Origin of the sequence: Streptantibioticus parmotrematis (assembly GCF_019890615.1) — a bacterium.
GTDB classification, from domain to species: Bacteria; Actinomycetota; Actinomycetes; order Streptomycetales; family Streptomycetaceae; genus Streptantibioticus_D; species Streptantibioticus_D parmotrematis.
In genome coordinates this window covers 155,209-166,966 of the sequence record NZ_JAINVZ010000017.1, presented here as the reverse complement: position 1 = coordinate 166,966, position 11,758 = coordinate 155,209, and the positions used below count along the sequence as shown (strand labels likewise).

Annotated in this window: 9 protein-coding genes and 2 pseudogenes; 8 read left to right on the top strand and 3 right to left on the bottom strand. The window is 74.6% G+C overall.

Annotated features, from left to right (window positions below; genetic code table 11):
* Positions 1-680: pseudogene (locus K7472_RS22910) on the bottom strand (molybdopterin-dependent oxidoreductase); the annotation flags it as partial.
* Positions 681-964: 284 nt separating this feature from the next.
* Here K7472_RS22910 and K7472_RS22905 point away from each other — a divergent pair.
* Positions 965-2,404: a glycosyltransferase 87 family protein gene (locus K7472_RS22905; RefSeq protein ID WP_308014042.1), complete on the top strand. Its 1,440-nt coding sequence runs from the start codon at positions 965-967 to the stop codon at positions 2,402-2,404.
* A gap of 2 nt (positions 2,405-2,406) precedes the next feature.
* Here the strand turns inward: K7472_RS22905 and K7472_RS22900 are convergent, their stop codons facing one another.
* Positions 2,407-3,408: a tellurite resistance/C4-dicarboxylate transporter family protein gene (locus K7472_RS22900; RefSeq protein ID WP_308014041.1), complete on the bottom strand. Its 1,002-nt coding sequence runs from the start codon at positions 3,406-3,408 to the stop codon at positions 2,407-2,409.
* Positions 3,409-3,520: 112 nt separating this feature from the next.
* Positions 3,521-4,063, bottom strand: a complete 543-nt coding sequence (locus K7472_RS22895; protein ID WP_222980399.1) for a GNAT family N-acetyltransferase — start codon at positions 4,061-4,063, stop codon at positions 3,521-3,523.
* A 169-nt stretch (positions 4,064-4,232) separates the two neighbouring features.
* Between K7472_RS22895 and K7472_RS22890 the strand changes: the two genes are divergently transcribed.
* The 7 genes and pseudogenes from K7472_RS22890 (at position 4,233) to K7472_RS22865 (ending at position 11,698) form a co-directional block, all read left to right on the top strand.
* Entirely contained in the window at positions 4,233-5,039 is an 807-nt protein-coding gene (locus K7472_RS22890) for a 2,3-dihydro-2,3-dihydroxybenzoate dehydrogenase (RefSeq protein ID WP_222980398.1), read from the top strand.
* 221 nt (positions 5,040-5,260) lie between these two features.
* Entirely contained in the window at positions 5,261-6,409 is a 1,149-nt protein-coding gene (locus tag K7472_RS22885) for an isochorismate synthase (RefSeq protein WP_222980418.1), read from the top strand.
* Positions 6,406-8,154: a (2,3-dihydroxybenzoyl)adenylate synthase gene (locus K7472_RS22880; RefSeq protein WP_222980397.1), complete on the top strand. Its 1,749-nt coding sequence runs from the start codon at positions 6,406-6,408 to the stop codon at positions 8,152-8,154. Before K7472_RS22885 ends, K7472_RS22880 begins: the two co-directional genes overlap by 4 nt.
* Before the next feature lie 89 nt (positions 8,155-8,243).
* Positions 8,244-8,867: pseudogene (locus tag K7472_RS22875) on the top strand (isochorismatase family protein); the annotation flags it as partial.
* Complete coding sequence (locus K7472_RS32910; protein WP_308014044.1) at positions 8,859-9,140, top strand: phosphopantetheine-binding protein; 282 nt, start codon at positions 8,859-8,861, stop codon at positions 9,138-9,140. The pseudogene K7472_RS22875 and the gene K7472_RS32910, both read left to right, overlap by 9 nt.
* Before the next feature lie 236 nt (positions 9,141-9,376).
* Positions 9,377-10,027, top strand: a complete 651-nt coding sequence (locus K7472_RS22870; protein WP_308014040.1) for a 4'-phosphopantetheinyl transferase family protein — start codon at positions 9,377-9,379, stop codon at positions 10,025-10,027.
* Between the two features lie 186 nt (positions 10,028-10,213).
* Positions 10,214-11,698 (top strand): glycoside hydrolase family 47 protein, encoded by a 1,485-nt coding sequence (locus K7472_RS22865; protein WP_222980395.1) that lies wholly within the window; start codon positions 10,214-10,216, stop codon positions 11,696-11,698.
* The last annotated feature ends 60 nt before the right edge of the window (positions 11,699-11,758 follow it).

The following is an 11,758-nucleotide window of genomic DNA, read 5'->3' as shown; positions in this document are numbered from 1 at the left end:
CGGTTGACCGGAAGGGACTGCGGGCCGTCGCCGGGGCGGCGCGGGGCGAGCAGGTCGGTGACCTTGAGCGGGGTGAACGCCTGCCCGACCGTCGCCAGCGTCCCCCCGCCCGCCGCGGTCAGCACGGCGGCGACGAAGGATCGGCGGTCGGCCGCGTCCGGGTCGGCCGGACGCGGCCCGAGCAGCCCGCGCCGCCAATGGGCCGCGATCACCGGCGCCTTGACCGCGATGTGCAGCAGCACCGAGCCGGTCGCCACCCAGGCCAGCGCGAAGTGCGTCTGCCGGAACGGGAACGGCCACGGGTACCACTGCGTGGTGTCGAGCAGACCGGTGAAGATCTCCAGCAGCAGGCTCGCCACCAGCACCGCGATGGACAGCCGTTCCAGCGCGTGCGCCACGGACTTCACGGGCGGCCAGCCGAACAGCCGGGGGTAGACCGTCCACAGCTTGGCCAGCAGCAGGGGGATCGCGGCGATGCCGGTCGCCACGTGCAGGCCCTGGGTGAGGCGGTAGCCCCAGACCGGGCGGCTGGGCAGCACGTTCGCCGCCCAGCCCGGCGGCTGCTGGAGGTAGTGGCTGATCAGGCCGGTCACGAAGCACACGGCGACGGCGACGCCCAGCAGGCGGCCGACCACCGTGGCGGTCCGCGCGTCGTGCAGGCGGCCACGGAACCGCGGCATGTGTTCCCGCGGATCCGGGAGGCGGCGGGCCGACTCGCGCGCGCGGCGGCCCAACTCGCCTAGGCGGCAGCGGATTTCGAGTCGCCGTGCGCCCGAGTCCGATCGCCTGACGGTCGGCAGGGCTCGCCTCGTCCGTCGCACCTTCGTGCCGGACGGTCTCCTCACTCGCATGCCGTCCATCCCACCCCGGAAACCCGCTGATGGGGCGGTGTGACTCCTTACGGAACGCGGACACCGGGCACGGCGCCGCCCCCTGCCGCGCCCCGCGATGCCACGGTGTCCTGGTGACCGCACCCCCGTACACCGTCAGCCCCGGCCAGAACCGGCGCCGCGTCGAGGGCCATGGCCGCGACCGCGTCCGCACCGCCCTCACCGTCGCCTTGCTCGCCGCGCTCACCGCCGCCACGCTCGCGACCGTCCTGACCGGCGGCACGCTCGGCGATCCCGGGCGCCTGCTGCCGTGGTACGGCGCCTGCTGGGCGCTGTTCGCCGGTGCGGCGTGGGCGGTGCGCGGGGTGCCGCGCCGGATCGCGGTGCCGCTGGTCGTGGTCGGCGCCGTCGCCTTGTCGGTGGCCGCGCTCGCCGCGCCGCCGCGCACCAGCGACGACATGTACCGGTACGTGTGGGACGGCCGGGTGCAGGCGGCGGGGATCTCGCCGTACACCTACGCGCCCGACGCCCCGAGGCTCGCCGGGTTGCGCGAGCAGTGGCTGTTCCCGACCGGGACCGCCTGCCGGGGCTGGGACCTGCACACCGCGCCCGGCGGGGTCTGCACCCTGATCAACCGGCCCACCGTGCACACCATCTACCCGCCGGTCGCCGAGGCGTGGTACTTCGTCGTCCACCTGGCCTCACCGCCCGGCAGCCGGTGGAAGCCGTTCCAGGTGGCGGGCGCGGTGCTGGTGGTCGCCGTGGTCTGTGCGCTGCTGTGGGTGCTGCGGCGGCGCGGGGGTGATCCGCGCCGGGCCGCGCTGTGGGCGTGGTGCCCGGCGGTGCCGTTCGCGGCGGTCAACGACGCCCACGTCGACACGCTCGGGGTGCTGTTGCTGGTGGTGGCGCTCGGGGTCGGCGCGGGGGTGCGACGCGGTGTGTCGCTCGGCGGTGCCATCGCCGTGAAGCTGCTGCCGGGCCTGGCGCTGCCGGGCGCGCTGTCCGGCGTACTGGCCCGCGAACGCCCGCACCGATGGCGGGAGTTGACGTGGACCACCCTGGCGGCCGTGGGCACGGTCGCGCTCACCTATCTGCCGTACGTGGCCGCCTCCGGCGCCGGTGTCATCGGCTTCCTGCCCGGCTACCTCCAGCAGGAGGGGTACGAGTCGGGCGACGTCGGGCGGTTCGCGTTGCTGCGGCTGGTGCTGCCGGACAGCTGGGCGGGCCCGGTGGCGATCGCGGTCGTCGTGGGCGTGGCGCTGTACGTGCTGCGGTGCGGCGATCCGGCGCGGCCCTGGCGGGGCGCCCTGCTCGTGCTCGGCACGGCGTTCGTCGTCACCTCGCCCGCGTACTACTGGTACGCGCTGCTGGTCGTCGGGCTCGTCGCGCTCGACGGGTGCTGGGAGTGGCTGGCGGTGCCCGCGGCCGGCATGGTGCTGTACACCGGCAACGCCCTGCGCTGGCACGGACTCGCCCCGCAGGCCTGGCCGTTCGGGGTGGCCGCTGCGGTCGTCGCGGCGGGTGCCGTCCTCAGGAGAAGGGCGGCCGCACACGCTCAACGCGGTTCCGTCTGAGGTCAGTCGACGCGCGGCGGCCCCGCCGGGCGCCCGCCCCTGCGCACCGCCGCCACCCCCGTCACCGCCCAGGCCAGCAGGGCGACCCACAGCAGCACGCCGCCCAGCGTCCGCAGCCATCCCACGCCCGCCGTCACCGACCACGCGATCGTGGCGAGCGCCGTCATGGCCATCGGGTTGACCGTCGACCACCGCCGCACGTCGTACCGCGGCCTCGGCCAGCGGATCTCGCAGCAGACCAGCACCGCGTACGCGGCCAGCGCCAGGCCCAGCAGCACGAAGCCCGCGATCCGCAACGCGTCGTGCGCGCCGGTCGCCCAGTGCAGCGGCCCGGCCGGGGCGGCGGCGTCCGCCAGACGCGAGACGGCCAGCGCGGTGATCGCCAGGGCGCTGCACGCCACCCAGTGATCCCCCTTGCCGTGCCGCAACTCGCGCGCGTCGAACCGCTCCAGCGTCACCGCGTACAGCGCCAGCCCCAGCGCCACGAGCCCGGCGGCGGGCCAGGCGAGCCACGCGGCGCCCGCGTCCAGCGCGACGGACGCGATGAGGACGGCCAGCGCCTGCGTCGAGACGCAGACGAGGTACGCGGCCCCCGGCACCTTGCGCCCCCGGTGTCGCAGCACGCGGGCCAGCAGCGGCACCCATGCCACGACCGCGAGGCACAGCAGGGCCACCGCGACGCCGGTCCAGCCCAGCAGGGCGAACCGCGTGCCCAGCACGGCGGTCGCCGCCACCGACGTCAGCGCGGGCGGGGTCGCCGCCTCCCGCCACCAGCGTTCGCCCTCGTACCGCAGCCGCAGGCAGAAGGCCGCCGCCAGCATCGCCCAGATCAGGCAGCCGAGCACCAGGAACACACCGGACGACAGCCCGGCGCCCAGCAGCCCGCAGCCGATCGACAACGCGCCGGTGGCCATCGCGGCGGCCCCGGCGGCAGGGGGCACGGCACGCAGGAACCGCACCCAGCGGCCGCGCGGGAGGGAACGGGATTCGTGGGCTTCGGCCACGGCCCCAGCATCCCGCGTCAGTGCCCCGGGGACCGGTCGTAGCCGATACACCGGGCCCGAGCGTCACCCGTGCGGAGGCGGGCCGGTGGCCGGACCGAGCCACGGAAGGCGGTCAACCCTCCGAATCCGCCGGCAGTCTCGCGTACATCAGCATGTCGCGGCGGACGCCGCCCACCTCCTGCCACGAGCGCAGCAGTCCTTCGACGCGGAATCCAGCGGACTCGGCGGTGCGGCGCGAGGCGGTGTTCCACGGCTCGACGTACAGCTCGACCCGGGCGAGGCCGAGTGCCGCGAACGCCCAGCCGGTGACCGCGCGCAGTCCGGCGAGGGCCACGCCGCCGCCGCGCGCCGAGGGGGCGATCCAGTAACCGGCCGAGGCACGGCCGTGCGGCGCGGACCACAGGCCGACGGTGCCGACCGCGCGGCCGTCCGTCACGCGTTCCACGACGAACGGCCACCCGGTGCCCCGCGTCGCGCGATCCCACTGCCGCTCGACGGCGGCGTGGGAGTACGCGGCCGGGACCGTCGTGATCAGCGGGATGTACGGATCGGCCGACGCCTCCTCGACCAGCGGGAGGTCGGCGAGCGTCCAGGGGCGCAGGACGAAGGCGTCGCCCGCGGGCAGCCGCGGTACGTCGAAGGGCGGTTCGGGCATGTGGGCATCCTGCCGCATGGCTCTGCGGGGCCCGCCTCTATGAGGTTAGCCTAACCTAAGTTAGGCTGCCCCCGGCGGCGCGTCCGGTGCGGTCGGGAGTTCGATCCTGCCCGTCCGGCGTACCCCGGCAAACCCCTGACCGCGCCCGGCCGAAGGACACACGAGGACCATGACTGGCGACACGCACACCCTCGACGCGGCCGAACTCACCGGTCGCGTCGCCCTCGTGACCGGTGCGGGGCAGGGCATCGGCGAAGCCGTCGCCCGCACGCTCGCCGCCCGGGGCGCGCGGGTCGCCGCGCTCGACCGCGACCCCGTACGCCTCAAAGCGCTGGAAGCCGAACTCGGTCCCGCCGTCCTCGTCGCGCACGTCGCCGACGTCACCGACAGCGCCGCCGTCGAGGCCGCCGTGGAACGCGCCGAACGCGAACTCGGGCCGCTGGACATCCTGGTGAACGTCGCGGGCGTGCTGCGACCCGCCCCCGTGGTCGACCTCACCGACGAGGACTGGGCGGCCACCTTCGCCGTCAACACCGGCGGCGTCTTCCACACCTCCCGGGCCGTCGCGCGGCGCATGGTCGACCGCCGTTCCGGCTGCGTCGTCACCGTGGGCTCCAACGCCGCCGGAGTACCGCGCACCCACATGGCCGCCTACGCCGCGTCCAAGGCGGCGGCGACCATGTTCACCAAGTGCCTCGGCCTGGAACTGGCCGCCTCCGGGGTGCGCTGCAACGTCGTCTCGCCCGGCTCCACCGACACCGCGATGCAACGGCAGTTGTGGACGGACGACCCCGACGCCTCGCGCCGGCGGGTGGTGGACGGCGACCCGGACAGCTACCGCGTCGGCATACCGCTCGGGCGGCTCGCCGAACCGCGGGACATCGCCGAGGCCGTCGCCTTCCTGGTCTCCGACCGCGCCCGGCACATCACCATGCACGACCTGTACGTGGACGGCGGCGCCACCCTGCGCGCCTGACCCCCGGCACCCGGCCCGGCCGCACACCCACCGGCCCGGCCTCCGCCACGCCCACGCCGCCCGTAAGCCACCCACCCCGCACCGCCGTGATCCGGATCGGAGAGAACCAGGTGACCACAGCACACGACCTCGCCGCAGACCCCGGCCCGGGTCACGGCGGAGCCCGCGGCGACCGCCCGCAGGCCCCCGCCGTCCCCGCGGCCCGGCAGCAGGGGCAGACGGTGGGCGAGGCCACGGCGCTGCTCGACGCCTACCGGCCCGGCGGTACGGCGTTCTTCGGCTCGCCCACCCGCACCCTGCTCGCCCGGGGCGTCCGCGCCCGCGTCCCGCACGGCGACGCGCCGCTGGCCGAACGGGTCGCGGACACCCTGCGTGCCGCCCGGGCGCAGGGTGTCGAGCGGCCGGTGGTGATCGGCGCCGTGCCGTTCGACGCCGAGGCGCCCGCGCGGTTGTTCGTGCCCGAACTCCTGCACACCACGCCCCCGTTGGAACGCGACCCGCTCATCGCGCTGGACGCCCCGCCCGCCGGACCCGCCGCCTGGACGGTGCGGCCGCACCCGGAACCGCTCGTCTACGAGGCGGCGGTCGCCGAGGCGGTGCGCCGCATGGCGGACGGCAGGCTGGACAAGGCGGTGCTGGCCCGCACCCTGGAGCTCACCGCGGCCGAGCCGTTCGACCTGACCGCCATGCTGCGGCGGCTGGCCCGGCGCGACCCCGGCGGCCACACCTTCGCCGTGCCCGCGGGAGAGGGCCGCACCCTGCTCGGCGCCAGCCCCGAACTCCTGGTCTCCCGGCACGGCAGCTCCTTGCGCGCCAACCCGCTCGCCGGATCCACCCCGCGCCGCGCCGACCTCGCCGAGGACGTCACGCGCGCGGTCGAACTGCTGGCCTCGTCCAAGGACCGGCGCGAGCACGCGGTCGTGGCCGACGCGGTCCGCGCCGCGCTCGCGCCGTACTGCGCCCGGCTGGACGTGCCGGACGCGCCGACGCTGGCCCGCACCGCCGCGATGTGGCACCTGTCCACCACCCTCACCGGCGAGCTGGCCCAACCGCTGCCCACCGCGATCGAGTTGGCGTCCGCCCTGCATCCCACCCCGGCGGTCTGCGGCACCCCCACCGAGGCGGCCCGCGAACTCATCGGCGCCGTCGAGCCGTTCGACCGCGGCCTGTACGCGGGCATGGTCGGCTGGCAGGACGCGGACGGCGACGGCGAATGGGTGGTGACCATACGCTGCGCCGAGGCCGACGAGCACAGCCTGCGGCTCTACGCGGGCGCGGGCGTCGTCCCCGGATCCCGCCCGGAGGCCGAACTCGCCGAGACGGCAGCCAAGTTCCGCACCTTCCTCGACGCCGTGGGGGTGTCCGAATGAGCACCCCGACCCGGCCCGGCTCCGGCCCGAACCTCTCCGCGCCCGTCCCGCCCGCAGCCTCCGCCTCCGCCCGCGTCACCTACACCGCCCCCGTCGCCGACCCCGCCGCCCTCGCGCCCACCTGGCCGGACGAGTTCGCGGAGCGCTATCGCGCCGCCGGGCACTGGCGGGGCGAGACCTTCGGGCGGATGCTGCGCGAACGGGCCGTGCGGCACGGCGACCGGATCGCGATCGTGGACCCGGCCACGGACATCCGCTGGACCTACGCCGAACTGGACGAACGCGCCGACCGCCTCGCCGCGGGACTGCTCGGCCTCGGCATCCGCAAAGGCGATCGCGTCGTCGTCCAACTGCCCAACATCGCCGCGTTCTTCGAAGTCGTCTTCGCGCTCTTCCGCGTCGGCGCCCTGCCGGTCTTCGCGCTGCCCGCGCACCGCTACAGCGAGATCCGCCACTTCTGCGCCTTCACCGAGGCCGTCGCCTACGTCGTCCCGGACGCCGCCGACGGCTTCGACCACCGCGAACTCGCCGACCGGATACGCGCCGAGGTGCCGACCCTGCGGCACGTCATCGTCGCGGGCGACGACCCCGGCCGCCACCTGCGCCTGGCCGACCTGCCCACCGAGCCCGTCGCGCTCACCGACGAACCACGCCCGGACGACCTCGCGTTCCTCCAGCTGTCCGGCGGCAGCACGGGCGTGCCGAAACTGATCCCGCGCACCCACGACGACTACCTCTACAGCCTGCGCGGCTCCGCCGACATCTGCGCGCTGGACGAGGACAGCGTCTACCTGTGCGCGCTGCCCGCCGCCCACAACTTCCCGCTCAGCTCGCCCGGTTCGCTGGGCACGCTGTACGCGGGCGGGCGCGTCGTGCTCGCCGCCCGGCCCGCCCCTGAGTCCGCCTTCCCGCTGATCGAACGCGAAGGCGTCACCCTCACCGGCCTCGTGCCGCCGCTCGCGCTGCTGTGGCTCGACGCCGCCGAGCACACCTCGTACGACCTGAGCAGCCTGGAGATCCTGCTCGTCGGTGGCGCCAGGTTCAGCGAGCAGGCCGCCCGCCGGGTCACGCCGACCCTCGGCTGCGCGCTCCAGCAGGTCTTCGGCATGGCCGAGGGCCTGGTCAACTACACGCGTCTTGACGACCCCGAGGAACTCGTCGTCACCACCCAGGGCCGCCCCATCTCCCCGCACGACGAGATCCGCGTGGTGGACGACGAGGACCGCGATCTGCCGCCCGGCGAGGTCGGTCACCTGCTCACCCGCGGCCCGTACACCATCCGCGGCTACTGGAACGCCCCCGAGCACAATGCGACCGCGTTCACCACCGACGGCTTCTACCGCACCGGTGACGTGGTGCGCCGCACCGCCACCGGCCACCTGGTGGTGGAGGGCCGGGCCAAGGACCAGATCAACCGGGGCGGTGAGAAGGTGGCCGCCGAGGAGATCGAGAACCACCTGCTGGCGCACCCCGCGATCCACGACGCCGCCGTGGTCTCCATGCCCGACCCCTACCTCGGCGAACGCACCTGCGCCTACGTCGTCCCGCGCGAGGGCGTCGCACCGCCGCGCGCGGTGGAGGTCAAGCGGTTCGTACGGGCCCGCGGCCTCGCGGAGTACAAGGTCCCCGACCGCGTGGAGTTCGTGACCGCCTTCCCGGTGACCGGCATCGGCAAGGTCAGCAAGAAGGACCTGCGGGCGGCGATCACGGAACACCTCAAGCAGCTTGAGCGGGACAGTAACTGACGAGTCGTCACGCAAAGCGGCTGCTGTCCGTCGACTGCCCCCACGACACCCGAGCCCTCACCACCACCGACTCCCGAGGAAGCCTTCCCATGGCCCTGCCCGACATCGCCCCCTACTCCATGCCCGCCCCCGCCTCGCTGCCGACCGGGCGCGTGGCGTGGGACGTCGACCCGGACCGCGCGGTGCTGCTCGTGCACGACCTGCAGAACTACTTCCTCGACGCCTTCACCCCCGACGCCTCGCCGGTCAGCGAACTGCTGCGCAACGTGAAGGCGTTGACGGACGCGTGCCGCCGGGCCGGGATCCCGGTCGTCTACTCGGCCCAGCCGGGCGGCCAGACGCCCGCGGAACGCGGTCTCCAGCAGGACTTCTGGGGTCCGGGGCTGCCGGCCGACGCCAGGGCCGCCGCCGTCCACGAGGCGGTCGCCCCGGCCGAGGGCGACACCGTGCTGACCAAATGGAAGTACAGCGCCTTCGTCCGCACCGACCTGGAGCGCCGCATGCGCGACCAGGGCCGCGACCAGTTGCTGATCACCGGTGTCTACGCGCACATCGGCGTCCTGATGAGCGCCTGCGACGCGTGGATGCGCGACCTGCGCGCCTTCGTGATCGCCGACGCGGTCGCGGACTTCAGCGAACGCGACCACCGGATGGCCCTGGAGTGGGCGGCGGGCAAGTGCGCCGTCGTCACGACCGCCTCGCGAGTGCTGGACGCGCTCGGCGACGACCCCGCGCCGGGCGCGGCGGGGAACACGTCGGCGTGGACCGCGGAGCGCGTTCGGGCCGACGTCGCCGCCGTCCTGGGCGATCCGCCCGAGGACGTGCCGCTGGACGAGAGCCTGATCGATTACGGCCTGGACTCGATCCGGCTGATGACGCTCGTGGAACGGTGGCGCGAGGAGGGCGCGGTCGTGTCGATCACCGACTTCGCGGACCGCGTGACGGTACGGGCCTGGGCCGACGTGCTGGCGGGCGCCCGCCGCTGAGGAGGAGTGCCGCGCCCCGCAACCGGGCCGCCCCGACCGCGTTCACGGGCGCAGACGAGCGGGGGAGACGCGTGCGAGGATGGAACCGAGTCGCGGCGGGTGGTACGCGCGGTCCACCGGGCGGACCGCACCGCCGAGTTCGGCCCGTGGCGCGTCGCGGGCACGCACACCAGGAGGAACCGCTGAGTCCCGCACCCCGCCCCCTCGGTCCGGAGCCGCTCCCGTCCGGTCTCGCCGTGCCCGCGCCCGGCGAAGTCCCGCACGTGTGGGCGCTGCGCGTCTCCTCCTACGCCGACGCCCTGCCGAACTCGCTCGTGCTGCTCGACGCCGCGGAACGCGAACGCCACAAGGCCTTCGTGCGCGCCGCCGACCGGGCGAGCTACGCCGCCGCCCACGTGGCGCTGCGGCGGCTGCTCGGCGCGTACACGGACGCGGACCCGGCCGCTCTGGAGTTCACGCGCGAGACGTGCCCGGTGTGCGCGGGGGCGCACGGCCGGCCCGCGCTGGCGGGCGGCGCCGGTCCGCACTTCTCGTTGTCGCACAGCGCCGACATGGTGCTGATCGCGGTCGCGGGCACACCGGTCGGCGCGGACGTGGAACGCATACCCGAGGGCAGGTTCGTCGACGACGTCGCCAGGAGCCTGCACCCGCGCGAGCGCGACGAACTGGCCGCGCTGCCCGCGCAGGAGCGCCTCGCCGCCTTCGCCCGCTGCTGGACCCGCAAGGAGGCCTACCTCAAGGGCACCGGCGAGGGCCTGGCGGGCGATCCGGCCCGCGACTACGTGGGCAGCGGCGCCGCACCGGCCACCCTGCCCGGCTGGTCGCTGGCCGACTGGACGGTGGACGAGGGCTACGCGGCGGCCGTCGCCGTGGCGGACAGCGTCTGACGGGGCCGCGCCACGCCGTACGACACCGCTGAAGGCGGTACGTGCGGCCGCCGAAGCCCGCGCATACGGCGGCCAAAGCCCATGCGTACGGCCGTCAAACCCCGCGCCTACGGCGGATGTTGACGCGTACGCAGTCAAGCGCGCCCTCTTGGGCCCGTCCCGTCCCGCGAGTACGCTCCGGGAGCCATGCGACCCCTCACCCACACCGGTCCCGCGCCCACCCGGCGCACCCTCCTCGGCGCGGCGGGCGCCGCCGTCGCCGGCACCGCGATCGGCGCGGCGCTCACCCCGGCCACCGCCTTCGCCGCCCCGGCCCCCGCAGTCCGGAACACCCGCCCCTCGACGTCGCGTACGGCCGAGCCCCTGCCCTCCGACGCCGCCGTCGCGCGCCAGGTGCGCGACGAGTTCCTGCACGGCTGGCACGGCTACACCGCCAAGGCCTGGGGCTACGACCAGGTCTGTCCGGTCAGCGGCACCCACAACGACTTCTTCGCCCCCGGCACGACCTTCGGCCTGTCCATCGTCGAGGCGCTCGACACGCTCTACGTGATGGGGGAGGACGCCGAACTCGCGCGCGGCTGCGACTGGATCGAGGCGCACTTCGACCCCACCCAGGACGTGGACGTGCACGTCTTCGAGGCCATCATCCGCATGGTCGGCGGCCTGCTCGCCGGATACCTGGCCACCGGCAGGCCCAAGCTGCTGTCCCTGTGCCGCGAGCTGACCGACCGCCTGCTGCCCGCGTTCACCGCGTCGCCCACCGGCATCCCGTACACCTACGTGAACCTCGGCACCGGTGCGGTCAGCGGCAGCAGCGTGCCGCTGGCGGAGGTGGGCACCAACATCATGGAGTTCGGCCTGCTGTCGAAGCTGACCGGCGACTCCCGCTACCACGACGCGTCGATGCGCGCCTACCAGGTGGCGATGGGCAAGCGCAGCTCGCTCGACCTGATGGGCACCACGCTGGACGCGGAGACCGGCCGCTGGACCGACCCCTCCTCGGTCGCGCCCAACCCGCCCGTGGACTCCTTCTACGAGTACCTGTGGGGCGGCTACGCGCTGCTGGGCGACCGGCGACTGCTCGACTGGTACCGGCTGCTGACCGCGGCGATCCTGCGCCACCAGGCCGACCGCTCCACCGGCACCCTGTGGTTCCGCCAGGTCGACCCCACGACCGGCGAGGCGACCGGCACCGCGCAGTCCGAACTCGCCGCGTTCTACGCGGGGTTGCTGGGCAAGGGCGGTGACACCGCGGACGGCGCGGCCTACTACCGCTCCTGGAGCGCGGTGCTCGACCAGCACCCGGTGCTCCCCGAGGGCATCGACTACACCACGCTCGCCGTCACCGACAAGGGCAACCAGCTGCGGCCCGAGTACGCCAACTCCTCGTTCGACCTGTGGCGGATCACCGGCGACGCGTCCTACAAGCGCACCGCCTACCAGTACTTCACCGGGATGCGGGACAACCTGAGGGTGGCCGGCGGCTACACGATCGCCAACGATGTCACGACCGCGCCGATGGCCCTCGGCGACCTCACGCCCGCGTACTGGTTCGCGGAGAACCTCAAGTACGTCTACCTGACCTTCGCCCACAGCCCCCGCTTCGACTACCGCGGCGGGCTGCTGTCGACGGAGGGCAAGATCCTGCGGGGCCTGGTCCGGGGCCGCTGAGGCCGCCGCCCGCGCCGCGCGAGCACATGGGGTGACCCGACGGCCTGTTACGTCCTGATT

Coding starts and splice junctions, on each gene's coding strand:
- K7472_RS22865 (WP_222980395.1), top strand. CDS start 10,214: ATGCGACCCCTCACCCACACCGGTCCCGCGCCCACCCGGCGCACCCTC.
- K7472_RS22880 (WP_222980397.1), top strand. CDS start 6,406: ATGAGCACCCCGACCCGGCCCGGCTCCGGCCCGAACCTCTCCGCGCCC.
- K7472_RS22890 (WP_222980398.1), top strand. CDS start 4,233: ATGACTGGCGACACGCACACCCTCGACGCGGCCGAACTCACCGGTCGC.
- K7472_RS22895 (WP_222980399.1), bottom strand. CDS start 4,063: ATGCCCGAACCGCCCTTCGACGTACCGCGGCTGCCCGCGGGCGACGCC.